The following is a 27,000-nucleotide window of genomic DNA, read 5'->3' as shown; positions in this document are numbered from 1 at the left end:
ATGAACGCAGCGTCGTCCTCCGTGTCCGCTCCGCCCCGGCCACTGCGTCCCCGCCCGGCGGGCGGCGGGCCGTACCTCGACCCGGCGGCGCGGCCGGGAACCCCCGTGCTCGGCACGGGCCGGCTGCGGCGCATTCCGGGCCAGGCCGGACCGCAACCGCTCAGCGGCAGACTGGACCTGTCGGGTCCCCAGGGCGCACAACTGCGCACCGCGATCGCCTCGGTGCACCGGATCTGTCCCGAGTTCGCCCCGGTGCAGGTGCTGCGCCGCAGCGGACGGTCCGTCCTCCTGGTCGGGACGACGGGACGCAGTACGGCCGTGGCCAAGTGTCTCCTGGACCAGTCGCCCGCGTGGGCGGATCGGATCCGCCACGAAATAGCCGCATACCGCTCGTTCGTCCGGCACCGGCCGCCGGTGCGGGCGCCGAGGCTGATCGCGGCGGACCCGGACAACTGCACCCTGGTGATCGAGCGCATGCCGGGCCGGGTGGCGGCGCTCCATCGGCACCCGTTGGAGGCCCCGCCCCGGCCGGACATCCGGGCCGCGCTCGGCGCGATCTGCCGGCTGAACGCGTGGCGGCCCCCCGCGGGCACCTTCGACGCCCCCCTGGACTACGCCGCCCGCATCTCCCGGTACCACGAGCTGGGCCTGCTGACCGACCGGGACCTGGGCGACCTGCAGAAGCTGCTGCGCGGGATCGCACACGCGGCGGGCCGCCAGGGGATGGGCCAGTTCTGCCACGGTGACGCACTGCTCTCGAACATCCTGCTCTCACCGGCCGGTCCAGTGCTGGTGGACTGGGAGCACGCGGGCTGGTATCTGCCGGGGTACGACCTGGCGACGCTGTGGCTGGTACTCGGGGACGCGCCGGTGGCACGACGTCAGATCAGCCAGATCGCCCAGTCGGCGGGCCCGGCCTCCCGGGACGCCTTCCTGGTGAACCTGATGCTGCTCCTGACCAGGGAGATCCGTACGTACGAGACGGCCGTGCAGCGTTCGATGCACGATACGGCCCCGGCGGCACCGGGCACGGCCCACCCGGGTGCTGCGCCGTCCGGCGAGGAACAGCGGCTGCTGCTCAGGCGGCTGCACGACGACTGCCAGCTGGCCCGCCGGGCCGTGCGAGCGGCGGTCGGCACTCGCTGACGGGGACGACGGTTCCGCGGTGTGCCCAGAGCGGCGGCGCACCGCGGACCTTCGTGTGTTCGGACCCGGGCCGTTCCAAGGCGCCCACTGGTGTACGCCACTGACGCCCCGCAGGCCCGCGCGCCGCCGCCGCGAAACTCGCCGAACCCCTTCGTGACGTGGGAAATCAGCTCCGTGAAGGCATCATTGACGGATCATCGGCAAGCCGGTACGACTGACCCTGCTCGGCGCCGCCCGTCCCGCCACGCCCCGCCCGTCACAGGAGGCCGCATTGCGAGGATCCGCCACCGACCCCACGTCCACACCCGGCCACAGACAACTGAGGCGGACCGCGGGCACACTGGCCACCGCGGCCCTGGTGCTGCCGCTGCTCGGCGCCGCCCCGGCCCAGAACTCGGCGGAGTCCTCCGCCGGCCGGCTGCAACACGCCTTCGCCACGGCGGCAGCCGAGTACCAGGTGCCGCAGAGCGTCCTGCTGGCCGTCTCCTACCTGCAGTCCCGCTGGGACTCGCACGCCGGCGCGCCCAGCGTGGCCGGTGGCTACGGCCCGATGCACCTGACGGACGCCCGTACCGCGCTCGCCACGACCGAGCACCTCGCCGAGGGCACCGAGGACGCCCGCGGCGACAGCGCCCGCGCGGCCCTGCACCCGGACGTCGACGTGCCCGCGAACTCGGCGCTCCCGGCCCGCCTCAAGACCCTGCCCAGGGCGGCCGAGCTGACGGGGCGTCCGGCGGCCGAGCTGCGCACCGATCCGGCCGCCAACATCGCCGGTGGCGCCGCCCTCCTCGCCGCGGCCCAGAAGGAGCTGGGCGAGCCGGCGAGCGCGAACCCGGCGGACTGGTACGGCGCGGTGGCCCGCTTCTCCGGCGCGGACGACACGGCGACCGCGGCGGCGTACGCGAACGACGTGTACCACGTGCTGCGCACGGGCGGGGAACGCACCACGGACGACGGCCAGCTGGTCGCCCTCGCCGCCCAGCCGCACCTGGCAGCCGACACCGCCCAGCTGAGGCGCGCCGGGCTGCGCACGGTCCCGGCGGACGAGGTCGAGTGCCCCCGGTCGGTGTCGTGCGAGTGGATCCCGGCGCCGTACGCCCAGTTCGGGAACGACGACTACGGCAACCACGACCTCGGCGACCGCCCGGCGTCACAGCGCATCAAGTACATCGTCATCCATGACACGGAGGGCTCCTGGGACGGGGTGCTGAACCTGATCCAGGACCCGACCTATGTGTCCTGGAACTACACCATCCGGTCCACCGACGGTCTGATCGCCCAGCACGTCAAGGCGAAGGACGTCGCCTGGCACGCGGGCAACTGGGACATCAACGCCCGGTCCGTCGGCATCGAGCACGAGGGCTTCCTCACCGCTCCGGACGCCTGGTACACGGAGGCTATGTACCGGTCCTCGGCGCGGCTGGTGAAGTACCTGGCCCGCGCGTACGACATCCCGCTGGACCGGCAGCACATCCTGGGCCACGACAACGTGCCCGGCCCGACCACCTCCACCATCCCCGGGATGCACACCGACCCGGGCCCGTACTGGGACTGGCGGCACTACTTCCAGCTGCTGGGCCACCCCTTCCACCGCACGGGCGGCAAGCACTCCGCGCTGGTGACGATCCTGCCGGACTACGCCTCGAACCAGCCGGTGTACACGGGCTGCACCACCAAGGGCGAGCCCTGCACGGCGCACGGTTCCGGCGAGGTGCGGCTGTACTCCGACCACGACGTCAACGCGCCGCTGATCAAGGACATCGGGCTGAAGACGGATCCGACCACCGGGGTGAACGATCTGTCCTCCCGGGTCTCCACCGGCCAGCAGTACGCGGTCGCCGACCGCTGGGGCGACTGGACGGCGATCTGGTACCTCGGGCAGAAGGCCTGGTTCGAGAACCCGCGCAAGGAGCCCACGGCGGTACGGGCCTCCGGTCTCGTCGTCACACCGAAGGACGGTCTGGCGAGCGTGCCGGTGTACGGCAGGGCGTACCCGGAGAAGGAGGCGTACCCGCCTGGGGTGCCCGCGCAGTCGGTGGTCGCGCTGCCGTACACGATCCCGGCCGGGCAGAAGTACGTGGTCGGTGACGCGGTGCCGGGCGAGTACTACTACGCGGTCACCTTCACCACCGACTCGCACCGGGTCGTGGTGGGCAAGGACCTGTACTACGAGATCCAGTACGGCCACCGGGTGGCGTTCGTGCGCGCCGCGGACGTCAGCCTCGAGGGTTCCGCCCGCTAGCCGGGGCCGACCGCGTCAGCCCTGCTGGAACAGCTCCGCCGGGAGCGGCTTCAGCAGGGCGTACAGGTCGTCGGTGATGGGGCGGTCCCAGGCGGCGATGGTCACCAGGACGCCGTCGCTGCGGTCGAACTGGACACAGGAGATCCGGCTCTCGGAGAGCTTCAGACGCCGCACGATCAGCAGGTTGTCGCCCTGGAGGACCGGCGTGTCCTCGGTGCCGACGACGGTGACCTCCTCGTCGTTCTCCAGCGCCAGCAGCAGCTGGCCCACCTCGAAGGGGATCTCGCCCTCGGTGACGTCCCGGGCCGGGGAGCCCTCGGGGAGGTTGCCGATGATCATGGCGGGGCCGCGGCCGCCGAAGAGGTCGTAGCGCAGGAAGACACCCTGGCAGGTGCCGTCCGGGGCGGGCAGCAGACCCGCGCCGAGGTTGCCGGGCCAGTCACCCGGATCCATGGCCAGCACGTCGAAGTCGGGTCCGGCGGGAGTGGCGCTGCGGCGGCGGAGGAACGACATGCGGCCATGGTACGTGCACGCGCCTGGTCGGCGACGTGTGGGCGGCCTGCCCGGCGGCCGCCTTTCACCCTCCTCCGCGACGGTGCGTGCCCGTGCAGCGGCCCGGCGCGCTCACTCCTCGGACGGTGCCGGCGGTACGACCGCGACCGGGCTCGCCGCGTGCAGCAGGACCGCGTGGGTGACCGAGCCGATCATGCGTGCGGGCGCTAGCAGGCGCCGCCGGTGGCGGCCCACGACGACCAGGTCGGCGCCCTTGGAGGCGGCGACGAGGTGGCCGGCCGCGTCGCCGGGGAGCACCTGCACGTCGGCGCGGACGTCGGCGTGCCGCTCCCGGGGCGGAGCCAGGAAGCCCTCGGCGAGGGACCTGGTCTCGCCCGCGACGGCGTCCTGGTCGATCGGTGGCGGCACCGGCTGACCGGGCGCCGACCAGATCTGCACCGGCCAGGGGTAGGCGGCGATCACCTGGACCCGGGCCCCGCGCAGCGCGGCCTCCGCGAAGGCGAGGTCGAGAGTGGCCTCGTCGGGACTGTCGGCGTGCAGGCCGACGACCACCCGGGGCCCGGCCTCGGCGGGCCCGTCCCCGTGGACCTCGCGGTCCGGCGGTGGTACGACGACCACCGGGCACTCGGCATCCCGCGCCGCGGCCATGCTGTTGGAGCCGAGCAGCAGGCCGGCGAAGCCGCCCCGGCCCCGCGAGCCGAGGACCAGCAGCTGGGCGTCGGTGCCGAGTTCGGGCAGCACGGCGCCCGGTACGCCCTCCATGGCGACGTACTCCACGACGGGCGGATTCACGCGCTCCAGGAGCAGCGCGCGTACCTCGTCGAGCACCGGGTCGCCCGCCGCGTCGGGCGGGCCGGCGACCAGTACGTCGGCCTGTCCCCAGGCGGCGTACTGGCGTACGTGCACCACCCGCAGCGGTGCCGCGCGGCGGCGGGCGGCGTCCAGGGCCCAGTCCAGGGCGCGTCGGCTTCCCTGCGAACCGTCGACCGCCGCGATGACCGGCGCACTGCTCATCTTCTGCCCACCTCCGGAACACGACCTTCCCCTTGTCGGGGCCAGCCTGGCTCAGGCGTCGGCCACGGCAGGGCGCTGTCCGTCGCGTGTCCGGAAATCGGGGCGGAACACCCCCGGATCGGCTCGCGGTACCGGATCGGTACCGGATCGTTCAGGTGAGGTCGAACTCCCCTTCGCGTGCGCCGGAGACGAAGGCGCCCCATTCGGCGGGGGTGAAGATCAGGGAAGGGCTTTCCGGGCGGCCGCTGTTGCGCATCGCGATGAACCCCTCGACGAAGGCGATCTGGACATCGCCAAGTCCTCGGCTGCTGGACTGCCACTCGGCCTTGCTGAGGTCCAGATCCGGCTTGTCCCAGCCCTTGAGCGGCTGCTGCTGGATGGTGCTCTCGGCCACGTCCGTGCTCCTCCCGTTTCGTCGTCCGCGGTCAGCCTAGCGAGCGGTTGTGACGGCGGACAGGCCGTGTGGGGAGGACCTTTCAGGAGTCGGGGGGCTCGGAGCCCACGAGCCACATGGAGAAGAACTGCGAACCGCCGCCGTAGGCGTGTCCGAGCACCTTCCGGGCGCCGTCCACCTGGTGTTCTCCGGCCTGTCCGCGCACCTGCAGGGCGGCCTCGGCGAAGCGGATCATGCCGGATGCGCCGATGGGGTTGGTGGACAGCACACCGCCCGACATGTTGACGGGCAGGTCCCCGTCCAGCTCGGTCACCCCGGACTCGGTGAGCTTCCAGCCCTCGCCCTCCTCGGCGAAGCCGAGGTTCTCCAGCCACATGGGTTCGTACCAGGAGAACGGCACGTACATCTCGACGGCGTCGATGTCCCGGCGCGGGTCGGCGATGCCGGCCTGCCGGTAGACGTCGGCGGCGCAGTCCTTGCCGGCCTGCGGAGAGACGAAGTCCTTGCCCGCGAACAGGGTCGGCTCGCTGCGCATGGCGCCGCCGAGCATCCAGGCGGGCGGCCGCGGCGCGCGGGCGGCTCCGGCGCGGTCGGTGAGGACCATGGCGCAGGCGCCGTCGGAGGACGGGCAGGTCTCGGAGTAGCGGATCGGGTCCCACAGCATGGGCGAGGCCTGGACCTTCTCCAGGGTGATGTCGTGCTCATGGAGGTGGGCCCAGGGGTTCTTCAGCGCGTTGCGCCGGTCCTTGTAGGCGACGAGGGAGCCGACGGTGTCGGGGGCGCCGCTGCGCCGCATGTACGCGCGCACGTGCGGGGCGAAGAAGCCGCCCGCCCCGGCGAGCAGGGGCTGCTGGAAGGGGATGGGGAGCGACAGGCCCCACATGGCGTTCGACTCGGACTGCTTTTCGAAGGCGAGGGTGAGGACGGTGCCGTGGACACGGGCCGCGACCAGGTTGGCGGCGACGAGGGCGGTGGAGCCGCCGACCGAGCCGGCGGTGTGCACCCGCAGCATGGGTTTGCCGACCGCGCCGAGGGCGTCGGCGAGGTACAGCTCGGGCATCATGACGCCCTCGAAGAAGTCGGGGGCCTTGCCGATGACCACGGCGTCGATGGCGGCCCAGGTCAGCTCGGCGTCCTGGAGCGCCCGCCCGGCGGCCTCGCGGACGAGTCCGGCGATCGAGACGTCCCGGCGGGCGGCCACGTGCTTGGTCTGGCCGACTCCTGTGACGGCCACGGGCTCCTTGCTCATCGTGGATCCCCTTCGAGTACGGCGACCAGGTTCTGCTGCAGGCAGGGTCCGGAAGTGGCGTGGGCGAGGGCGCGGTCGGACCCGCCCCGGTGGATGCGGGCGGCGGCCTCGCCGATGCGGATGAGCCCGGCGGCCATGACCGGGTTGGCGGCGAGAGCACCGCCGGAGGGGTTGACGCGGACGCCGTCGCCGAGCCGGAGCGCCTTGCGCAGCACGACCTCCTGCGCGCTGAACGGCGCGTGCAGCTCGGCGGTGTCGACGGGGCGTTCGAAGAGGCCGGCCCGCTCGGCGGCCAGCCGGGTGGAGGGCGAGTCGGTGAGGTCGCGCACGCCCAGGCCGTGTGCCTCGATGCGGTGGTCGATGCCCCGGATCCAGGCGGGCCGCTCGCACAGTTCCCGGGCCCGCTCCCCCGCCGCGAGGATCACGGCGGCGGCACCGTCGCCGACCGGCGGGCAGTCGCCGGTGCGCAGGGGGCGTACGACGTAGTCGCCGCGGGGCATCGAACCCCTGTGCTGCGCATGGGGGTTGGCGGTCGCGTCGGCCCGGCTGCGGGCTCCGACGGCGGCGAGGGCGGGCTCGTCGGTGTCTCCGGCGTCGATGAGGGCCTGCGCCTGGAGCGCGGCCAGGGCCACCGAGTCGGGCCAGAGGGGGGCCACGTAGTACGGGTCGAGCTGGCGGGTCAGCACGTCCCGTACCGAGCCCGGTGAGCACTTGCCGTAGGAGTAGACGAGCGCGGTGTCGGCGTCGCCGGTGAGCAGCTTGGTCCACGCCTCGTACAGGGCCCAGGCGCCGTCCATCTCCACATGGGACTCGGAGATCGGCGGCCAGGCGCCGACGCCGTCGAGGGCGAGGGTGAAGGAGAAGGCGCGGCCGGCGAGGTAGTCGCTGGAGCCGGAGCAGGTGAAACCGATGTCGGCGGTCCTCAGCCCGGTCCGCCGCAGGACCTCGTGCAGCACCGGCATGAGCATCTCGACCTCGGAGGACTCCTCGGTGGAGCGCCGGTGGTCGGTCTGGGCGAAGGCGACGACGGCGATGTCCCGGCGGCCGGGGGCCTGCTCGCTGGTCACAGCAGCTCCTTGTACGTCTCGTAGTCCGCGTCGGGTTCGCCGGTGGGCCGGTAGTGGTCGGGGAAACGGACGTCGTCCGTCCACACCGGCTCGACGCGCAGGCCCATGCGCACCTGGTCGTAGGGGATGCCGCCGATGCGGGCGTGCAGGGCGAGGTCGGCGCCGTCGAGGGCGATGTGCGCGTAGACGTACGGCACCTCGATGTCGAGGCCCTTCGCTTTGATGTTGACGATGCAGAAGGTGGTCACCGTGCCGCGGGGACCCAGCTCGACCTGTTCCGTCGTGGCGACACCGCAGGTGGGGCACGCGCCCCTCGGCGGGACGTACACCTTGCGGCAGACGGGACAGCGCTCACCCACGGTCCGGCGGTCGGAGAGGGCGTCGATGTAGGCGGTCTGGGCGCGGCCGGGCGAGTAGGTGTAGTCGAGGCGGGCCGGGGCGACGATCCCGGTGAGCGAGTCGTCGAAGGCGCCGGTGTGGCCCCCCGGTCGCTCCGGTTCGCCGTCGTAGGGCTCGAAGCAGGCGATGTCGGTGATGGCGCCGGTGCGCTCCCCGGCCCACCGGATCCGCACCCGCATGCCGGTGTGCACGGTGTCGGGGCCGGTGGTGTCCAGGGCGTGCAGCAGGGCGGTGTCGGCGCCGTCGAGCCGGACCAGGACCCAGGCGAAGGGGGTGGCGAGGGGCTGTCCGCGGCGGGGCTCGTGGTTCCAGGCCCAGGTGGTGACCGTGCCGGTGGGCGCGACCTCCACCAGGTCGCGGATCTCGTCGGCGGTGACGGGGTCGTACTCGACGGGCGGGACGAGGGTGCGGCCGTCGGTGGTCTTCACCCCGAGGACCACGCGTTCGCGCAGGCCGGTGAGGAAGGCGCTCTGGACGGGGCCGAGGGAGCGGGTGAAGGGGAACTCGACGACGAGCGGGGCTTTGAGGACTTCGGGCATCGGGGGCTGCCTCCTTCTCGGGCGGGCTGCTGGGCCGGGGCCGAGCGGTCGGTGCGGGCACGCCCCGGGAGGGGCGCGGGGCGGTGTCGATGTGTGCTCCGCCGCGGGCGCGACCGGCCGCGGCGGGCCCGCGGGCTCGTGAGCGGCGCTCGCCGGCCGCTCGCCCCCGGGGAGCGGCTAGGCGCGCCTGTAGACCGGGGGCCGCTTCTCCGCGAAGGCACGCGCTCCCTCCTTGGCGTCGGCGGTGTCGAAGACCGGCCAGCCGCGGGCGAGTTCGGCGGCGAGTCCGTCGCGCTCGGTCATCTCGGCGGTCTCGTACACCGACGCCTTGACGGCCTCCACGGCGAGCGGTCCGCAGGCGTTGATCCGCTCGGCGATCTCCAGCGCCTCGGCGAGCGCGGTGCCGTCGGGGACGACGTGCCCGATCAGCCCGACGGCGGCGGCCTCGCGCGCGCTGTAGGGCCGCCCGGTGAGCAGCATCTCCAGGGCGTGGGTGCGCGGGATCTGGCGCTGCAGCCGGACGGTCGAGCCGCCGATCGGGAACAGTCCGCGTCTGACCTCGAACAGGCCGAAGGTCGCGGACTCGCCCGCGACCCGGATGTCGGTGCCCTGCAGGATCTCGGTGCCGCCGGCCACGCAGTACCCCTCGACGGCGGCGATCACCGGTTTGCGCGGCCGGTGGTGGCGCAGCATGGCCTTCCAGTGCAGGTCGGGATCGGCCTTGAGCCGGTCGCGGTACTGCTGCCCCGCCATGCCGCCCCCGGCCAGCGCCTTGAGATCCATGCCGGCGCAGAAGGCGCCCCCGGCCCCGGTGAGCACGATCGAGCGGATCGCGTCGTCCTCGTCGGCCTCGGCCCAGCCGTCATGGAGGCCGACGAGCATCGGGAGCGAGAGGGCGTTCTTGGCGTCGGGCCTGTTGAGCGTGAGCACCAGTGTGGCGCCTTCGCGCTGCACGGTGAGGTGTTCGGTCCCGCCCATTGCCCATCTCCCCTCGGTAAGAACGAGAACAGGTTGCAGTAGGCGGGGAGGCACTTCAAGGGAACTTCAAGAGTTTTCTGACAGACAGTCAGATTTCTTGGCGCGGACCCTTCACAGTTGCGGCGCCCTTTGCTCTGATGACCGGCGAACCGGTGGATCGCCAGGCCGTGCGAGGTCAGGAGGAGCGGTGGAGTACAACCTTGCCGATCTGTTCGAGTCGGTCGTCGACGTGGTCCCGGACCGTGAGGCGCTCGTGTACCTCGACCACCCCGGCACCGGCGCGGAGCGCCGCCTGACGTACGCGGAGCTGGACGCCGCCGCCAACCGCGTCGCCCACCACCTGATCGACAGCGGGATACGGCCCGGCGAGCATCTGGGCCTCCACCTGTACAACGGTGTCGAGTACCTGCAGACCGTGCTGGCCTGCCTGAAGGCGCGGATCGTCCCGGTCAACGTCAACTACCGGTATGTCGAAGAGGAGTTGGTGTACCTCTACCGGGACGCGGATCTGGTCGCGCTGGTCTTCGACGGGGAGTTCGGCGACCGGGTGGCGGCGGCGCTGCCGCGCGCACCGCGGCTGCGGCATCTGCTGCGGGTGGGGCCGGGGGCGGCCGAGGTGCCCGGTGCGTCGGCGTTCGCCGAGGCCGAGGCGTCCGGGTCCCCCGAGCGGGGCTTTCCGGCCCGCTCCGGGGACGACCAGTTCATCCTCTACACCGGCGGTACGACCGGCATGCCCAAGGGCGTGATGTGGCGCCAGGAGGACCTGTTCTTCGCGGGCCTCGGTGGTGGGGCGCCGACGGGCGAGCCGGTGAAGACCCCCGAGGAGCTGGCCGAACGGGTCGCGGCGGGCGGCTCGGGGATCACCTTCTTCCCCACGCCCCCGCTGATGCACGGAACGTCCACCCTCACCGCGTTCATCGGCTTCGGATTCGGCCAACGGGTCGTGCTGCACCGCAAGTTCATACCGGAAGAGGTGTTGCGGACCATCGAGCGGGAGAAGGTCACCAGTGTGTCGCTGGTCGGCGACGCGATGCTCCGGCCACTGATCGACGCACTCGGCGGCCCGCTGAAGGGTACGGACTGCTCTGCGCTGTTCAGCGTCTCCTCGTCGGGCGCCATCATGTCGGAGACCGTGCGCCGGCAGTTCCGGGAACTCGTCCCGAACGCCATGCTGCTGAACAACTTCGGCTCCTCCGAGTCCGGCTTCAACGGCACCGCGACGGACGACTCGGGTCCCGAGCGGGGCTTCCGCATCCGGGTCAACTCCCGTACCAGGGTGGTGGATCCGGCGACACACGAGCCGGTCGTCGTGGGCGAGATCGGCCGGGTGGCGCAGTGCGGTCACGTGCCGCTCGGCTACTACAACGACCCGCGCAAGACGGCCGAGACCTTCTTCGAGAGGGACGGGCAGCGCTGGGTGCTGCTCGGGGACATGGCGACGGTGGACGAGGAGGGTGTGGTCACCGTGCTCGGCCGGGGCTCGCAGTGCATCAACACCGGGGGCGAGAAGGTGTACCCCGAGGAGGTCGAGCAGGCGCTCAAGGCACATCCGGACGTGTACGACGCCCTGGTCGCCGGGGTGCCGGACGCCACGTGGGGCAACCATGTGACTGCCGTGGTGCAGCTGCGCGAGGGTGCCCGGCGTCCCTCGCTGACCGACATCCAGGACCACTGCCGTACCCGGCTGGCCGGATACAAGGTCCCGCGCCAGCTGGTGATCACGGACTCCATCCAGCGGTCCCCGAGCGGCAAGGCGGACTACCGGTGGGCCCGGGAGGTGGCGGTGGCGGCGGACGCCTCCTCCGCGCGGGCACGGGGGCCGTTGCGACCGGCGTAGTCTTTGCGCGCGGTTGACCCGGGACTTTGAACGGAGAGTGAACCCGGGCCGTACGGAGGTCGGCGGCCCGGCCCTGCGAGCCCGGTCCGCCGTGCCATCACCGGGCTTCGCACGGAAGGACCTACGGGTGCCGCACCTCACGCCCCCTCGTCAACTGCCCGACAACCCGGCGGAAGTCGGCCCTGACCCCGTTGTGGACGCTGATGCCGCCACGACGTCGGGCGACAAGGCCGCGGCGGAACCGGCGGCCCCGGCCGAGCCGTTGAGCGCCGACCAGGCAGCCGCGTCGCCGGCCCGCCCCGGCTGGTTCGGTTGGCGCCGTCGTCACCCCCGCGCCGCACGTGCCGTTCGGGTGGGTACGAGTGTTCTGGCCGCCGCGCTGGTGCTCGCCGTGCTCCTCGTGCCCAACCGCCTCGACTGGATCACTGTCCAGTCGTTCCTCCGCCTCCCCGTCGAGGCGATCTTCCTCGCTGCCGTCCTGCTCGCGCTGCCGTCGAAGGCACGGCGGATCACGGCCGTCGCCCTGGGAGTGTTCCTCGGGCTGTCCGCCATCCTCAAGTGCCTCGACATGGGCTTCCGCCAGACCCTGGCCCGGCCGTTCGACCTGGTCTTCGACTGGGTTCTGCTGAGCGACGCCGCGGACTGGACGAAGGACTCGTTCGGCCGCTCCGGTGAGATGCTCGCGGTGATCGGAGTGATCGTCCTGGTCGTCGTCGTGCTCGTGGTGAGCGCGCTCGCGATGGTCCGGCTGGCGAACGTGGCGGCCCGGCACCGCCCCGTGGCCGTACGCACCACACTGGTCCTCGGTGTCGTGTGGGTCATCTGCTTCACCCTGGGGGTGCAGTTCGGCGGTGTCACCCTCGCCACCAAGGGCTACGCCCAGTACCTCTCCAACCGTGTGCAGTACGTCCGCGACGGCCTCGGGGACGCCGACGTCTTCAAGAAGCAGATGGCCGTCGACGCCTTCGCCAAGACCCCGCCGGACCAGCTGCTGACCGGGCTGCGCGGCAAGGACGTGATGCTCACCTTCATCGAGAGCTACGGCCGGGTGGCGATCGACGATCCGGCGATGGCACCGGAGATCGACGCGACGCTCAAGGAGGGTGATGCCAGGCTCGAGTCGGCCGGCTTCGCGGCACGCAGCGGCTGGCTCAGGTCACCCGTGACGGGCGCGGGCAGCTGGCTCGCCCACTCGACGTTCCTGTCCGGGACGTGGATCAAGAACCAGCAGCGGTACCGCACCCTGACCACCAGTGACCGCGCGACCCTCACGAGCTACTTCCGGAAGACCGGCGCCTGGCGCACGGTCGGCATCGTCCCCGGCGTGCGCAAGTCCTGGCCCGAGGGCAAGTACTTCGGCCTCGACCACATCTACGATTCCACGCACCTCGGCTACCAGGGTCCGTACTTCAGCTGGACGCCGGTGCCGGACCAGTTCAGCCTGGAGGCCTTCCAGAAGCTGGAGCACGGAAAGAAGCACCGCGACCCGGTCATGGCGGAGATCATCCTCGCCTCCAGCCACAATCCCTGGTCCCCCATCGCCCACACGATCGACTGGAACGACCTCGGGGACGGCAAGGTCTTCTACAAGATCAAGAAGGAGGGCACGAACCCCACGGAGGTCTGGAAGAGCGCGAAGCGCGTGCGGACCGAGTACCGCAAGGCCATCCAGTACTCCCTGGACAGCCTGACCCAGTGGGTCCAGCGCTACGGCGACAAGAACACCGTCCTCGTCTTCCTCGGCGACCACCAGCCCGTCCCGACGGTCACCGCGGGCAGCACCAGCAGGGACGTACCGGTCACCATCGTCGCCCGCGACCCGAAGGTCCTGGACCGCGTCGCGAACTGGGGCTGGACGGAGGGGCTCAAGCCCGCGGACAACGCCCCGGAGTGGAGCATGAACAAGTTCCGCGACCGCTTCATGACGGCGTACGGCCCGGGGACCCGCTGAGCCGCACGGGCCGGGCGGAGTTCGGGTCCGCGTCCAGGAAGGCGAGGGTCTCGCGGACGAAGTGCTCCGGGTCGTCCAGCCACGGATAGTGGCCGGCGCCCGGCTGCACCGTGAGCGTGGCGTTCGGGAAGGTCTCGGCGGTGCGGCGGGCGAGGCCGGGGCGGGGGCCGCCGTCGACCTCGCCCGCGTACACCAGGACCGGGGCGGTCAGCGCGGCGAGCGCGGCACGGGTGGCGTCCGGGGTGAAGGCGCCCTCGGCGAAGTAGCGGTCGGCCGCCTCGTCGTTGGTCTGCTCCTCCTCGGGCTCCGTGTGGGCCCGGGCGGCGGCGTCCCAGCGGCCGTAGAAGAACGGCAGGAACACCTCGTCGAAGTCGGCCTCGCCCCTGAGCCAGGCCTCGAACGCGGGATGAGCCTCCTCGAACCACGGTTCCCCCGCCCGCAGCCGGGCCGCGGCCAGCCGGTCCTCGCTGGTCGCCCGCATGCCGAGGGCCGAGGGATTGGGGGTGATCAGCACGAGCCGCCGTATCCGCCTGGGGTGGCGGGCCGCGTAGAGCATCGCCAGGCTGCCGGCCGCCGAGTGCGCGAGCAGATCCATGCGGTCCAGGCCCATGTGGGCCCGCCACGCCTCCACGTCGTCCACCAGCCGGTCACAGCGGTACGTCGCCGGGTCGGCCGGCTCCGCGGAGTCCCCGGTGCCCCGCAGGTCGAGCAGGGCCAGGCGGCGATGGGCGGAGAGGCCGCCCAGCTCCCCGAGATACGCGGAGGCCCGCATGGGCCCACCGGGCAGCACGGCGAGCGGCTCACCCGAACCCCGCAGATGGTAGGCGAGCCGGGTTCCGTCGGCAGCGGTGAAGGTCGGCATACGACCGATGATCACGTTCCCCCACACCGAGCCGCAACGCCTTTGTACGAGCGGCGCGCCTGCCTCCTCACAGGGCGATGACCCGGTAAGGCAAGCATCTCGTCCACAATGCGCTCAGGAGCGGCGTCCACCAGGCCGACGGGCGGATGGAATACGAGGTCGGCAGGGCGGGGGTGCACGATGCTCGCCCGGAGCACCAGCAGGTAGTGGTCGACGTCGGCACCACCGGCCATGATCCTGCGGACGATCTCGGCCGGCTCGTCGCGGGTGACGTCCGCGACGCGCGGCCACGCCGGCCGGGCGGCCTCCAGCGCGAAGTCCTCGAGGTCGCAGGCTCCCGACCGGCTGTGGAAGTCGAACGGCTCGTAGGCGTGCCCCGTCGCCGCGTTGAATGCGTCGATCGCCTCCTGGACTGCCGCCCCGTCCTCCTGCAGCAGCGCCCCGATCCGCTCGATCTCCGCGCCCAGCTCCGCCACGCGCCGGGCGGACACGGCCGGGGGCAGCAGTTCCCGTCGCAGGTCCATGCGCCCATTGTGTGCGACGCCCCCGCCCGCCGGGTCCGGAAGCTAGTCGCCGAACCGGTCCCGCAGTTCGCGCTTGAGGATCTTTCCGCTGGCGTTGCGCGGCAGTTCGTCCACGAACAGCACGCGTTTCGGTGCCTTGAAAGCAGCGATCTTCTCCCGTACGTGCGCGATGAGCTGATCCTCCGTCACCTCGCCGCGCGGGACGACGACCGCCGTCACGACCTCGATCCACCGCTCGTCGGGCAGCCCGATCACGGCGGCCTCGGCGACGGACTCGTGGGTGTAGAGCGCGTCCTCGACCTGGCGGGAGGCGACCAGCACCCCACCGGAGTTGATGACGTCCTTCACCCGGTCGACGACGGTGAAGTAGCCCTCCGCGTCACGCACCGCGAGGTCGCCGGAGTGGAACCATCCATTCCGGAAGGCGTCGGCGGTCTCCTCGGGCTTGTCCCAGTAGCCCTCGCACAACTGCGGTGAGCGGTAGACGATCTCACCCGGGGTGCCGTCGGGCACGTCCTCGCCCTTGTCGTCCACGACACGCGCGTCCACGAACAGCACGGTCCGGCCGCAGGAGTCCAGCCGGCCCTCGTGCTCGTCGGGCCCCAGCACCGTGGCCAGGGGACCGATCTCGCTCTGCCCGAAGCAGTTGTAGAAGGCGAGGTCCGGCAGGCGTTCGCGCAGCCGCCGGAGCACCGGCACGGGCATGATCGAGGCGCCGTAGTAGGCCTTGCGCAGACCACCGAGGCCCCGGGTGGCGAAGTCGGGCCGGTTGGCCAGTGCGATCCACACCGTGGGCGGCGCGAACAGGCTGTCCACGCGGCCCGTTTCGATCAGATCGAAGAGACGGTCCCCGTCCGGCGCGTCCAGGACGATGCTGGTCGCGCCGACGGCGAGGTACGGCAGCAGGAACACGTGCATCTGCGCCGAGTGGTAGAGCGGCAGGGCGTGCACGGGCCGGTCGCCGGCGCTCAGGTCGAGGGCGGTGATCGCGCTCAGGTACTCGTGCACCAGCGCCCGGTGGGTCATCATCGCCCCCTTGGGCAGGGCGGTGGTGCCTGAGGTGTACAGCAGCTGCACCAGGTCCTCGGTACGCGGCTCTGGACCGTCGTACGGCGGCGCGTCCGCCAGCCGGGCGAGGAGGGAGTCGTCGGCGTCGCGCAGGGGCAGCACCCGCACTCCCCCGGAAAACCGCCCCGCGAGGGCCGGGTCGGCGAGCACCAGTGTGCTGCCCGACTGGCCGACGATGTACGCCAGGTCGTCACCGGTCAGGTTCTGGTTGACCGGCACATGGACCAGCCCCGCGCGGGCGCAGGCGAGGAAGGCGATCAGGTAGGCGTCTGAGTTGTGGCCGTAGGCGCCCACCCGGTCCCCGGGGACGAGCCCCTCGGCGAGGAGGAGGCCCGCCGCGCGGGAGACGGCGGCGTCGAGTTCCTCGTACGTCCAGGTGCGTTCGCCGTACTCCAGCGCCACCCGCGCCGGGGTGCGGCGGGCGCTGCGCCGCAGCACCCCGTCGACCGTGCTGCCGTGTCCCTGCGTCATGACAGCCGATCCTCGGCCCGCGGGACGCGCGGGTCAAGAACCCTCACACCGGCCGCGCGCGGCCCGCCCAGTACGGCTCCCGCAGCCGCCGCTTGTACAGCTTGCCGTTGGGGTCGCGGGGCATCTCGGCGATGAAGTCGACGCTCCTCGGCCGCTTGTACCCGGCGAGCCGCTCGGCGCAGTGATCGAGGAGGGCGGCGGCGAGCGCGGGACCCGGCTCGTGCCCGGGTGCCGGTTCCACGACGGCCTTGACCTCCTCGCCCCAGTCGTCGTGCGGGATGCCGAAGGCGGCGGCGTCCGCGACGGCGGGGTGGGCCAGCAGCGCGGACTCGATCTCGGCCGGGTAGATGTTGACCCCACCGGAGATGATCATGTCGATCTTGCGGTCGCGCAGGAACAGGTAGCCGTCCTCGTCCAGGTAGCCGAGGTCGCCCACGGTGAAGAAGTCGCCGATGCGGTTCTTGCGCGTCTTGGCCTCGTCCTTGTGGTACGAGAACCCGCCGGTGCTCATCTTCATGTAGACGGTGCCCAGTTGGCCGGGCGGGAGCCGGTTGCCGTCGTCGTCGAAGATCGCGAGTTCACTGATGGGCCAGGCCCTGCCGACGGTTCCGGGCTTCTTCAGCCAGTCCTCGGCGGTGGCGAAGGCTCCGCCGCCCTCGCTGGCCGCGTAGTACTCCTCCACGCAGCCGCCCCACCAGTCGATCATGGCCCGCTTCACATGGTCGGGGCAGGGGGCGGCGCCGTGGATGGCGTGCCGCATGGACGTCACGTCGTAGCGTGCCCGCACCTCGTCCGGGAGCGCCAGCAGGCGGTGGAACTGGGTGGGGACCATATGGGTGTGCGTGCACCCGTGGGCGTCGATGAGGCGCAGCATCTCCTCGGGAGTCCACTTGTCCATGAGCACCAGTCGATGACCGATGTGCAGGGACGCGCCCGCGAACTGCAGGACGGCCGTGTGGTACAGCGGCGAGCAGACCAGGTGGACGTTCTCGTCGAAGGGCCGGATGCCGAAGATGCCGAGGAAGCCGCCGAGGTAGGACTCCTCGGGGGGCTTGCCGGGCAGCGGGCGGCGGATGCCGCGCGGGCGTCCGGTGGTACCGGAGGTGTAGTTCATGACCCAGCCGAGGGTGCGGTCGTGGGGGGCCGACTCGCTCCGTCCGTCGAGGAGTTCGGCGTACGGCCGGAAGCCCTCGACATCGCCGACCGCGTACCGGTGGGTGGCGGGAAGCGCGGCCTCGTCGGCGGCCCGGCGCGCCGCGTCGGCGAACCTCTCGTGTGCGACGAGGACCTTGGCACCGGAGTCGGAGACGATCCAGGCGATCTCCGGGCCGACCAGGTGGTGGTTGACCGGGACGAGGTAGAACCCGGCCTGGGTCGCGGCCAGGTAGGCGGTGAAGAACTCGACGCCGTTGGGCAGGACGACGGCGAAGGCGTCGCCGCGCTCCAGGCCCGCCGCCCGCAGCCCGTGCACGAGCCGGTTGGCGGCGGCGTGCAGGCGTCCGGCGGCCCACTGCTCGCCGTCGGGGGCGATCAGCACGGTGCGGTCGGGATCCTGGGCGGCCTGGGCCCAGAAGCCGGTGGGGGGTGTGCTCACGACTGGCCGCTCCTTCCGGCGATGCGGTTGATGCGGTCCACGGCCTGCTCGAAGCCGCGGGTGAGGTCGTCGAAGACGGCCTGGACACTGCGTTCGGCGGTCATCCGGCCGACGATCTGGCCGACGGGTGTGCCGAGCAGCGGGTCGACCTCGTACTTCTGGATCCGGGAGACCGCCTCGGCGACCAGCAGGCCCTGCAACGGCATGGGCAGGGTGCCCGGCCCGGCCGGATCGTCCCAGGCGTCGGTCCACTCGGTGCGCAGCTGGCGCGCGGGTTTCCCGGTCAGGGCGCGCGAGCGGACGGTGTCGCCGGATCCGGCGGCGAGGAGTTTGCGGGTCAGGGCGGGCGAGTGGAGATCCGCTTCCGTGGTGGTCAGCCACAGGGAGCCCAGCCACACACCCTGGGCGCCGAGGGCGAGGGCGGCCGCCACCTGCTGTCCGCTGCCGATGCCCCCCGCGGCGAGCACGGGCAGGGGGTCGACCGCCTCCACGACCTCCGGGGTGAGCACCATGGAGGCGATCTCCCCGGTGTGACCGCCTGCCTCGTAGCCCTGGGCCACGACGACGTCGAGGCCCGCCTCCTGGTGCTTGCGGGCGTGCCGGGCGCTGCCCGCGAGTGCGGCGACCAGGACGTTCCGGTCGTGGGCGCGGGCGACGACGTCGGCGGGCGGGGAACCCAGGGCGTTGGCGAGCAGCTTGATCGGATAGTCGAACGCCACGTCCAGCTGGGTCCGGGCCACCTGCTCCATCCAGCCGGTGATGCGCCACCCGGACGCCTCGCCCTCGGCCAGTTCGGGCACCCCGTGCTTGGTGAGCGTGTCCCTCACGAACTGCCGGTGCCCGTCGGGGATCATCGCCTCGACGTCCGCCTCGGTGACGCCCTCGACCTTCTTCGCGGGCATCACCACGTCCAGCCCGTAGGGCCGGCCCTCCGCGTGGGCCTCGATCCAGTCGAGGTCCCGCTTGAGCTCGTCGGGCGCGGTGTAGCGGACCGCGCCGAGCACTCCGAAGCCGCCGGCCCGGCTGATGGCCGCGGCGACGGCGGGGAACGGCGTGAAGCCGAAGACGGCGTGCTCGACGCCCAGTTTCCTGCTCAGCTCCGTCTGCATGGGCGCAGGATGCCGCAGTCCCCCGTACGACGGAAGACCTTTTCTGATGCTCCGTCAGATCACCTGGGTCGGTCGCTCTCTCCCTCCAGCACCGCCATCGCCGCGTTGTGCCCCGGCACCCCGCTCACGCCTCCCCCGCGCACCGCGCCCGAGCCGCACAGCAGGACGCCCGGGTGCCGGGTCTCCACGCCCCAGCGCCCGGAGCCCTCTTCGGCGTACGGCCAGGACAGCGCGCGGTGGAAGATGTTGCCGCCGGGCAGGCGCAGGTCGCGTTCGAGGTCCAATGGGGTCTTCGCCTCGATGCAGGGACGGCCGTCGGCATCGGTGGCCAGGCAGTCGCTGAGGGGTTCGGCGAGGTGGGCGTCGAGCTGGGCGAGCGTGGACTTCAGCAGCTCCGCGCGTACGGCGTCGTTGTCCCGGGCGAAGAGCCGGGCGGGGGTGTGCAGACCGAACAGGGTCAGGGTCTGGTAGCCGCGCTCGGCGAGATCGGGGCCGAGGATGGTGGGATCGGTCAGGGAGTGGCAGTAGATCTCCGAGGGCGGCGCGGTGGGGAGTTCGCCGGCCGCCGCCTGGGCGTGAGCGGTGGCCAGTTGCCGGTAGCCCTCGGCGATGTGGAAGGTGCCGGCGAAGGCCTCGCGCGGGTCGACGGAGGGGTCGCGGAGCCTGGGAAGTCGCGTGAGCAGCATGTTGACCTTGAGCTGGGCGCCTTCGGCGGGCTCGGGGGGCGTGTCACCGGTCAGGGCGGCCAGTTCCCGCGGGGAGGCGTTCACCAGGACGTGCCGGGCGGCGGCGACGCCCTCGCCGTCGGCCGTGCGGTAGAAGACCTCGGCGGTACGCCCGTCGGTGTCGATGCGGACCGCCTCGTGTCCGGTGGCGATGACCGCGCCCGCCTTGCGGGCTGCGGCGGCCAGGGCGTCGGTGAGGGCGCCCATGCCGCCGACGGGCACGTCCCAGGCGCCGGTGCCGCCGCCGATGACGTGGTAGAGGAAGCAGCGGTTCTGCGCCAGGGAGGCGTCGTGGGCGTCGGCGAAGGTGCCGATCAGCGCGTCGGTGAGGACCACGCCCCGGACGAGGTCGTCGGTGAAGTTCTCCTCGATGGTGACGCCGACGGGCTCCTCGAACAGCGCCCGCCAGGCGGTGTCGTCGTCGATGCGGCGACGCAGCTCGTCACGGGTGGGCAGCGGCTCGGTCAGGGTCGGGAAGACCCGCTGGGCGACCTCGTGGGTCATGCCGTAGAAGCGCTGCCAGGCCTCGTACTCGCGCTCGCCGCCGGTCAGCCGGGAGAAGGCCTCCCGGGTGCGCTGCTCGCCGCCGCCGACGAGCAGTCCGGTGGACCGTCCGCCACGCTCCACGGGGGTGTACGAGGAGATGGTGCGCCCGCGGATCCCGAACTCCAGACCGAGGTCGCGCACGATCTTCTGCGGCAGCAGGCTGACCAGGTAGGAGTACCGCGACAGCCGGGCGTCCACCCCGGCGAACGGGCGGGTGGAGACGGCGGCGCCGCCGGTGTGGTCCAGCCGCTCCAGCACCAGCACGGAGCGGCCGGCCCGGGCCAGGTAGGCGGCGGCGACCAGACCGTTGTGGCCACCACCGACGATGACGGCGTCGTAGCTGCGGGTTCCCTCATTGGCAGGCATGGTTCTTCGTAACACGAGGTGATCAAGACGGGCCAGAGGTACGCGTCGGCCGGGTGGCGCGGGGCGGTGCCGCCTGCGCATGCGCACCCCCGCCCCGCAGGCTCAGCGGCCCCCCGCGGCCTGTCGCTGGCGTAGTACCGCGACCCTGCGGTACAGCTCCACCGCCTCGGCGCCGCGGCCGAGCTGTTCCAGGCAGTGGGCCTCGTCGTTGCGGCTCGCGAGGGTGTCGGGGTGGTCGGGACCGAGGACGCGCTCGCGGGCGGTGGCGACCCGGCGGTACTCGGTGAGCGCGTCCGTCCAGCGGCCCAGCCAGCCGAGGGCGACGGCGACCTCGCGACGGCTGACCAGGGTGTCGGGGTGGTCGGCGCCGAGGACGCGCTCGCGTTGCGCGCACACGTCGCGGGCCTCGGTGAGGGCCTCCTCCCAGCGGCCGAGGCGGCCGAGGTTCACGCCCAGGCCGTGCCGGGCGCGCAGCGTCTCGGGGTGGGCGGCGCCCTGGACGCGGGTGCGGTCCTCGACCAGGTCGCGGTAGAGCCGGAGGGCGTCCGCGCTGCGGCCGAGGCGGCCCAGGCTGATGCCGGCCTCGTAGCGGGCGGCGAGCGTGTCCGGGTGGTCCGGGCCGAGGGTCCGGGCGCGTGCCTCGGCGACCTCGCGGTAAGTGCCCAGCGCCTCCTCCCAGCGACCCAACTGTCCCAGCGCGTAGGCGACTTCGTAGCGGGTGACCAGGGTGTCGGGGTGGTCGGGGCCGAGCACGCGGGCCCGGGCGGCGGCCACGTCGAGTGCCATGCGGTACGAGTCCTCCAGGCGGCCGAGCCGGCTGAGGCTGAAGGCGAGGTTGTGGCGGCAGCGCAGGGTGTCGGGGTGGTCGGGGCCCATGACGCGCATGCGGGCGGCCAGCACCGAGGTGTAGCCCTGGTGCGCCTCGAAGTGGCGGCCCAACTGGCCCAGGACGTAGGCGGTTTCCTGGCGGGCGGCCAGGGTGTCGGGATGATCGGGACCGAGGACGCGCTCCCTGGCCTCGGCGACTCCGGTGTAGGCGCGCAGCGCGGCGGCGGCCCGCCCGGTGCGGCTGAGGGTGAAGGCGGCCTCGTAGCGGCTGGCGAGGGTGTCGGGGTGGTCGGGTCCGAGGAGCGCGGCCCGTTCGGCGGCGACGGCCAGGTGGACCTCGCGCGCCTCGGCCCAGCGGCCGCGCCTGGCCAGGCCGAGTCCCTCGTGGTGCCGTGCGGTGAGCGCCGCGACGGCGTCCGGGGACGGCCGGGCCAGGACGGCCACCTCGGCACCGGTGGCGGCCGGCCGGGTGGTCCACGCACCGGTCAGGGCCGCGCCCGGGTCCGGCGGGACGGTGCGCAGTCCGGCTCCGACCGCCTTGTGTCCGGTGGTCATGCCACGGGTCCACGACGGCAGGCGCGTCTCGCGCGCGGCGGTCTCGTCGGCCTGCGGCCGTGCGGTCACGACGGTCGGCACGTACGACGGCGCGGTGCGGCCGGCGGCCAGCCGGCGCCCCAACTCGCGGGCATCGTCCGGCCGTTCGTCGGGGTGCTTGGCGAGCAGGTCGAGGACGATCCGCTCGAAGTCGGCGGGCAGTTCGGGGCGGTGGGTGCGCGGCGGCCGGGGCGGGGTGTCGCGGTGGCCGATGAGGATCGCCCAGGCGTCGTCCAGGTCGAACGGGGGTGCCCCAGTGGCGATCTCGTACAGGACGCAGCCGAGCGAGTACAGGTCGCTGCGCCGGTCGACCTCGGTGCCGCCGATCTGCTCCGGGGACATGTAGTGCGGGGTGCCCATCGCGATTCCGGTGCCGGTCAGCCGGGCGGTGAAGCCGATGTCATGGCCGAGGCGCGCGATGCCGAAGTCGCAGATCTTCACCGTGCCGTCGGTCAGCCGCACGATGTTGGCGGGCTTCAGGTCGCGGTGGACTATGCCCTGCCGGTGGGTGTAGGCGAGGGCGGCAGCGACCTGTTCCGCGATGTCGAGCACGTCGTCCACGGGCAGCGGATGCCCTTTGTTGTCCTCCAGGAGCCGGCTCAGGTCGCGCCCCTGCAGGAGTTCCATGACGAGGTAGAGGACGCCGTCGTGCTCGCCGAAGTCGTGGACGACGGTCACTCCGCGATGGGAGAGCGCGGCGGCCACTCTGGCCTCCCGGCGGAACCGTTCCCGCACGACGCGGGTGAAGGACGGGTCGTGGTGCGGGCCCCGCGGCTTGAGGCACTTCACCGCGACCTGCCGGCCGAGCGACTCGTCGCGGGCCCGCCACACCTCGCCCATGCCGCCCCGCCCGATCAGATCGAGCAGCCGGTAGCGGCCCTGAATCAGTCTGTTCTCCCCCATCGCGCGCGTCGCCCCCGTCGCCGTCCGCCCCGCCCCCTGGGGGACGGCGCCACGGTCCCCCGGCCGCGCGCAACGCGGCCCGATCCGTGACACACCCCCCTGCTCGTCCAGTATGGCGAGCTATCGCCCCACTTTGTACGGTGCCGGTCGCACGTCCGGGCCGAGCCTCGTCATGGCCCGCAGGATGTGTTTGGGCGGAAGCTGCCAGCGCAGACGTGCGGGTATGCACCGCAGCAGGGCTCCCGTGGCCCGGAGCCGGCGGGTGACGGCGGCGGGTGCGGGGGCCGGTCTGCCGTACAGCTCGTGGGCGTACGGGGGCAGGGAGGCGTACGCCAGTTGCGCCACGCGCCGCCACAGCACCTCACGCGCCGGGACCAGCAGAGGGTGCGTCGGCGGGCGGAGGAGGAAGTCGTCCACCTCGCGTGCCTCCCGTCCCGCGGCCAGCTCCGGCCGCACCTTCTCGAAGTACGCGTCCATCCCGGCCCGGTCGGCCGGTACGGCGTCGGGCTCGAGGCCCACCAGGCGGGCGCTGACGCGGTGTTCGGCGAGGTACCGGTCGGCCTGGGCGTCGGTGAGCGGGAAGCCGGAGCGGCGCAGGACGTGCAGGTAGGAGTCGATCTCCGCGCAGTGCACCCACAGCAGCAGCCCGGGCTCGTCGATGCCGTACCGCTCCCCGGTGTCCGGGTCGCTCGCCCGGAGCATGCTGTGGATCTTCCGCACCCGGGCGCCGGCCCGCTCGGCCGCCTCGCCGGTGCCGTACGTCGTCGTGCCGACGAAGTCGGCGGTGCGCATCAGCCGGCCCCAGGCGTCGCGGCGGAAGTCGGAGTTCTGCATGACACCGCGGACCGCGCGCGGGTGCAGTGCCTGGAGGTAGAGCGCGCGCACGCCGGCGACCCACATCATGGGGTCGCCGTGCATCTGCCAGGTCACCGAGGAGGGGCCGAACAGCCCCGGGTCGGCCGCGCGGGGAAGGTCCATGTCCGTCAGTGTGTGCGGGTGCGGTCCGGGTCATCAAGGAGTCGGCCGGCCTCACGCGGCGGCCGCCGGTGCCGGTGTGACCGGGCTCGCTAGTGCCGCATCAGGCAACGTTCGCCCTGTCGATGGCTACTCTGACGACGTGGCCGATGAGAAGGACAGTGGGAGCGGCTCGATCCGACGCCGCTCGTGGGACCCGGTAGTGTCCACCGTCGCGCTGGAACTGGTCGGCCTCGCTTTCTCCGGGTTGGTCGCTCTGGTGGGGTGGCCGTTCGGGTGGCTGCCCGACACCAGTCTCGTCGGCCTCGTGACGGGCCTGATCGCGATCGGGCCTGCGGCTGAGTTGTACCGCGGGGCGGGCCCGCCGCGTCGGCTTGCTGTTGTTGCCGCTCTCCTTGCGCTGGCAACGGTGAGACTGCTCGTGGCTCCAGCAGTGAACTGGGCCTTTCCTGCGCTGGCTGATCCGGGCGTCGGTATCCTCGTCGGCTACCTTGTTGCGTTACCCATCGGCGTGGCTGTGTTGGCTTGGTTCCTCACCAGGGCGAACGTTGCTTGATGCGGCACTAGTTGGCACCAGGCCACGTTCATGACCTGCACTGATGCCAAGTAGCTTCGGCAGCCGGAGACACAGAATCAGCGAGATAGTTGGCACTGTGGAACAGCGCAGGTCAGGAGGCGTGTCGTCGCAGGTCACCATCGAGGTCCTGGCGCTTGAGGTAGGCGGTGCCACATCCCGCCCACCGGGGGAGCCGACGGAATGCGCTGGTCAGACGCCACTCCGGCCATTCGGTGATCGCTCGGGGGCCCCTGTATCGACTCGATCAAGTTCGACGTCACTGACCAGGAACGTTGACTGTGACAGGTAACAGTCGCCCACGCCGCCGAGTCGCCACGCGGTGGTAGTAGCCAGCCATGTTCTCGTCCGCCGGGGCGGTGTACGGTGTCGCACCTTCGGCCAGGCGCGGACCTGGGGTGGTCACCACGTTCGCCGAACGCTCCGGTGACAGCCGAGCCACGGTCACCGCCACCGGCCGCAGCAGCATCTCCTTCTCGGCCGTAGTCTGACCGGCTCCGACAACAACGGGCGGGCTGACGCATTCGCCACGGCATAGCCCGGGATCGGTGCGCTCTGCACCATCGGCTGTTTGCAGGCGACGCGGCGCCTGGCGTGGTCCGAACAGACTGTTCCCTACGGCGTATGGAAGCGCCTCCACAGGATTACCATACGATGTACGGAACTGTCGAGGGGGGCGAAAACGGCTGGCACCGCCGACAGCGGCACGAACGGCTCGACGTCGTCGCCCGAACCACCTCGGCCGCCTGGACGAAGTCCGCCTCCTGAACCGATCATCTCGGGCCCCGCAGCGAGGAGATCGACTGCACTGGCGGCAACTCGCTTCCAGCACACCAGTGTTCACGCGGACCCGGCCCTCGTCCGTGAAGGGCGAGTTGCCTCCGGAGCTGTGGCATGCGGGCGCCCGGGTCCGGCCCCCACGCTGGAAGCAAGGGGTGAGACGAGGCAGGTAGTGGTGGGGATGCAGACCGTTGTGGATCTCACGCGCTGCCCGGGCTATGCGCAATGCGTGTTCCTCGCGCCGGAGGTGTTCCAGTTGCACGGAGAGGAGGGCTTGCTGTATGCCACGGCCGTCCCCGACGACCAGGTCCAGCGCGTGCGCCAGGCAGCGGCCGTGCATCCGGTGCGAGCGGTCCTCCTCGGTAAGGAGGTGAGCGCCGGTGGCCGGTGACCTCAAAGATGGCCGCATCGTCATCGTCAGCGCGTCGCCGGCCAGACTCAGGGCCAGAGGAGGAGGCTTCACCGGTTCACTGCTCGGTTTCCAACTCACGGATCCGTCGACGCGCTGCACGCAGCTCTGCGGACTCCTCCGAGATCCTGCCAGGCCGTCGGCCGTTGTCGATGTCGTCCTGGCGCAACCACTTCGACAACGTGACCGGATGGATGCCGAGTTCAATGGCGGTCTGCTTCTGTTCTTTCCCTGCCCGAACCAGCGCGATGGCACGGGCGCGGAACTCAGCGGGGTAGGCGCGGGGCATGTCCGGCAGCCTTTCGTGAAGGCCGTCAGTTGCCACCAGAACTGGAACCTGAGAGGTGGGGCACGTCAACACCTCGCCATCCTCAGGGAACAACCGGTGATCTTGGTGCCAACTATCCCTCTTTTGTGTCAACTAAAAAGCTTGGTCACAGCCGTGTGACCAGGATTGCTGGTTGGCACCAGGCGACGTGCGCGACCTGCACCGATGCCAAGCAGCTTCAGCGACTGGAGGTACGGAATCAGAGAGATGGTTGGCACTTTGGTACAGCGCAGGTCATGAGGCGTGTCGCTGCAGCTGGGCAGGCAGGCGCCCAGCACTCTCGGTCATGGGAGTCGTGGATTCATGGGAGTCGTGGATTGCCCCGACAAGGCGCCGGGCGGCACAGCAGGGTGAATCGCGTGCCGGGGCATGTGTTGGGAGAGCGCGGCCGTCACCGTGGGGAGTTCGCGCCGTGCGGTCGCGCTCGGTGGTGGAGTCGAGTCCTCGGAACATCACGTGTCCCGGAGGCGGACTACCTTTGCGGGACCGGTTGCTCGGCGTGACCGGATGTGAGCATGAACCGGGTGAGCAGCCCTCCCGCAAGGCCGACCAGGGTGGCGGCCGCGGTCCACCAGCCGCTCCAAGGGATGAGTCCGAGGACGTGGTCGACGGACCAGCGGCCGGGTCCGGTGAGGGACAGAGCGGCGGGCGCGAGAGCGAGGAGGAGGGGGTATTCGTAGCCGTCGTTCTGCGCCCAAAGGCCGTTGCGGCGTTTGACGGACACGGCGACCGTCATCACGCCGACGCTTGCGGCAGCCGCGAGGGGGGTGAGTGCTCCGGTGGTCACGAGGAGCCCGCCGGCGATCTGACTGCCCCCTGCCGCGAGGGCGGTGAGGCGGCCGCCGCGGAATCCGTCGGCGCGGAATTCGGCGGCCCCGCCTTCGAGACCCTTCCCTCCGAGGCGGAAGCTGACCTTCTGGACTCCGTGGCCTGCGATGAGCAGGCCGATGGCCAACCGGAGGGCGAGCAACCCTGCGTCCATTTCTGTCTCCTTTCGTAGCTGTGAATGGGTGGC

The 27,000-nt window shown here is 71.9% G+C and carries 23 protein-coding genes and 1 pseudogene; 7 read left to right on the top strand and 17 right to left on the bottom strand.

Translation table 11 applies throughout. The annotated features are described in order from the left end of the window. Window positions 1-1,146 (top strand): aminoglycoside phosphotransferase family protein, encoded by a 1,146-nt coding sequence (locus AC07CM_RS10770; protein WP_478875997.1) that lies wholly within the window; start codon window positions 1-3, stop codon window positions 1,144-1,146. Window positions 1,147-1,417: 271 nt separating this feature from the next. Continuing rightward, complete coding sequence (locus AC07CM_RS10765) at window positions 1,418-3,388, top strand: N-acetylmuramoyl-L-alanine amidase (protein ID WP_478875996.1); 1,971 nt, start codon at window positions 1,418-1,420, stop codon at window positions 3,386-3,388. 15 nt (window positions 3,389-3,403) lie between these two features. On the opposite strand, the gene AC07CM_RS10760 is transcribed toward AC07CM_RS10765, so the two are convergent. The 7 genes from AC07CM_RS10760 to AC07CM_RS10730 form a co-directional block, all read right to left on the bottom strand. After that, window positions 3,404-3,901: a glycosyltransferase family protein gene (locus AC07CM_RS10760; protein ID WP_393882404.1), complete on the bottom strand. Its 498-nt coding sequence runs from the start codon at window positions 3,899-3,901 to the stop codon at window positions 3,404-3,406. A gap of 111 nt (window positions 3,902-4,012) precedes the next feature. After that, a complete protein-coding gene (locus tag AC07CM_RS10755) occupies window positions 4,013-4,915 on the bottom strand; it encodes a universal stress protein (protein ID WP_478875995.1) in 903 nt (300 codons plus the stop codon). 151 nt (window positions 4,916-5,066) lie between these two features. Continuing rightward, window positions 5,067-5,309 (bottom strand): DUF397 domain-containing protein, encoded by a 243-nt coding sequence (locus AC07CM_RS10750; protein ID WP_478875994.1) that lies wholly within the window; start codon window positions 5,307-5,309, stop codon window positions 5,067-5,069. A gap of 82 nt (window positions 5,310-5,391) precedes the next feature. Next, a complete protein-coding gene (locus AC07CM_RS10745; RefSeq protein WP_478875993.1) occupies window positions 5,392-6,558 on the bottom strand; it encodes a thiolase domain-containing protein in 1,167 nt (388 codons plus the stop codon). Next, the gene (locus AC07CM_RS10740) at window positions 6,555-7,625 is read right to left on the bottom strand and encodes a thiolase domain-containing protein (RefSeq protein ID WP_478875992.1); all 1,071 of its coding nucleotides are present in this window, start codon (window positions 7,623-7,625) and stop codon (window positions 6,555-6,557) included. Before AC07CM_RS10740 ends, AC07CM_RS10745 begins: the two co-directional genes overlap by 4 nt. Then, on the bottom strand, window positions 7,622-8,563 hold the full coding sequence (locus AC07CM_RS10735) for a Zn-ribbon domain-containing OB-fold protein (protein WP_478875991.1): 942 nt from the start codon (window positions 8,561-8,563) through the stop codon (window positions 7,622-7,624). Before AC07CM_RS10735 ends, AC07CM_RS10740 begins: the two co-directional genes overlap by 4 nt. A 177-nt stretch (window positions 8,564-8,740) precedes the next feature. Continuing rightward, window positions 8,741-9,541, bottom strand: coding sequence for a crotonase/enoyl-CoA hydratase family protein (locus AC07CM_RS10730; protein ID WP_478875990.1), 801 nt, complete (start codon window positions 9,539-9,541; stop codon window positions 8,741-8,743). Window positions 9,542-9,728: 187 nt separating this feature from the next. Here AC07CM_RS10730 and AC07CM_RS10725 point away from each other — a divergent pair, with 187 nt between their 5' ends. Continuing rightward, entirely contained in the window at window positions 9,729-11,378 is a 1,650-nt protein-coding gene (locus tag AC07CM_RS10725; RefSeq protein WP_478875989.1) for an acyl-CoA synthetase, read from the top strand. 262 nt (window positions 11,379-11,640) lie between these two features. Continuing rightward, entirely contained in the window at window positions 11,641-13,329 is a 1,689-nt protein-coding gene (locus AC07CM_RS10720; protein WP_478876131.1) for an alkaline phosphatase family protein, read from the top strand. Here the strand turns inward: AC07CM_RS10720 and AC07CM_RS10715 are convergent. From AC07CM_RS10715 to AC07CM_RS10680, 8 genes are all read right to left on the bottom strand, one after another. After that, window positions 13,298-14,191: an alpha/beta fold hydrolase gene (locus tag AC07CM_RS10715; protein ID WP_478875988.1), complete on the bottom strand. Its 894-nt coding sequence runs from the start codon at window positions 14,189-14,191 to the stop codon at window positions 13,298-13,300. The genes AC07CM_RS10720 and AC07CM_RS10715 overlap by 32 nt on opposite strands. Before the next feature lie 11 nt (window positions 14,192-14,202). After that, a complete protein-coding gene (locus AC07CM_RS10710; protein WP_478875987.1) occupies window positions 14,203-14,715 on the bottom strand; it encodes a hypothetical protein in 513 nt (170 codons plus the stop codon). Between the two features lie 42 nt (window positions 14,716-14,757). Next, window positions 14,758-16,254, bottom strand: coding sequence for an acyl-CoA synthetase (locus tag AC07CM_RS10705; RefSeq protein WP_478875986.1), 1,497 nt, complete (start codon window positions 16,252-16,254; stop codon window positions 14,758-14,760). A gap of 43 nt (window positions 16,255-16,297) precedes the next feature. Beyond that, window positions 16,298-17,848, bottom strand: coding sequence for an acyl-CoA synthetase (locus AC07CM_RS10700; protein WP_478875985.1), 1,551 nt, complete (start codon window positions 17,846-17,848; stop codon window positions 16,298-16,300). After that, window positions 17,845-18,957: an NAD(P)H-dependent flavin oxidoreductase gene (locus AC07CM_RS10695; RefSeq protein WP_478875984.1), complete on the bottom strand. Its 1,113-nt coding sequence runs from the start codon at window positions 18,955-18,957 to the stop codon at window positions 17,845-17,847. Before AC07CM_RS10695 ends, AC07CM_RS10700 begins: the two co-directional genes overlap by 4 nt. A 59-nt stretch (window positions 18,958-19,016) precedes the next feature. Further along, window positions 19,017-20,594: a phytoene desaturase family protein gene (locus AC07CM_RS10690; protein WP_478875983.1), complete on the bottom strand. Its 1,578-nt coding sequence runs from the start codon at window positions 20,592-20,594 to the stop codon at window positions 19,017-19,019. Window positions 20,595-20,696: 102 nt separating this feature from the next. Continuing rightward, the gene (locus tag AC07CM_RS10685) at window positions 20,697-22,919 is read right to left on the bottom strand and encodes a serine/threonine-protein kinase (protein WP_478875982.1); all 2,223 of its coding nucleotides are present in this window, start codon (window positions 22,917-22,919) and stop codon (window positions 20,697-20,699) included. Between the two features lie 120 nt (window positions 22,920-23,039). After that, window positions 23,040-23,897 (bottom strand): oxygenase MpaB family protein, encoded by an 858-nt coding sequence (locus tag AC07CM_RS10680; RefSeq protein WP_478875981.1) that lies wholly within the window; start codon window positions 23,895-23,897, stop codon window positions 23,040-23,042. Between the two features lie 139 nt (window positions 23,898-24,036). Here AC07CM_RS10680 and AC07CM_RS10675 point away from each other — a divergent pair, with 139 nt between their 5' ends. The 3 genes from AC07CM_RS10675 to AC07CM_RS10665 all read left to right on the top strand — a co-directional run bounded on the left by AC07CM_RS10675 (window position 24,037) and on the right by AC07CM_RS10665 (window position 25,639). Then, complete coding sequence (locus AC07CM_RS10675) at window positions 24,037-24,450, top strand: hypothetical protein (RefSeq protein ID WP_478875980.1); 414 nt, start codon at window positions 24,037-24,039, stop codon at window positions 24,448-24,450. A 356-nt stretch (window positions 24,451-24,806) separates the two neighbouring features. Further along, a complete protein-coding gene (locus tag AC07CM_RS10670; protein WP_478875979.1) occupies window positions 24,807-24,959 on the top strand; it encodes a hypothetical protein in 153 nt (50 codons plus the stop codon). 470 nt (window positions 24,960-25,429) lie between these two features. Continuing rightward, window positions 25,430-25,639, top strand: a complete 210-nt coding sequence (locus AC07CM_RS10665) for a ferredoxin (protein ID WP_478875978.1) — start codon at window positions 25,430-25,432, stop codon at window positions 25,637-25,639. Window positions 25,640-25,721: 82 nt separating this feature from the next. Here AC07CM_RS10665 and AC07CM_RS10660 read toward each other — a convergent pair. Beyond that, a pseudogene (locus AC07CM_RS10660) lies at window positions 25,722-25,946 on the bottom strand (transposase); the annotation flags it as partial. 511 nt (window positions 25,947-26,457) lie between these two features. Beyond that, window positions 26,458-26,967 (bottom strand): DoxX family protein, encoded by a 510-nt coding sequence (locus AC07CM_RS10655; protein ID WP_478875977.1) that lies wholly within the window; start codon window positions 26,965-26,967, stop codon window positions 26,458-26,460. Window positions 26,968-27,000 lie beyond the last annotated feature (33 nt).

The organism is Streptomyces sp. NPDC044061 (genome assembly GCF_056434305.1).
The sequence above is the reverse complement of the archived record's forward strand: the minus strand, read 5'-3'. Positions and strand labels throughout refer to the sequence as shown.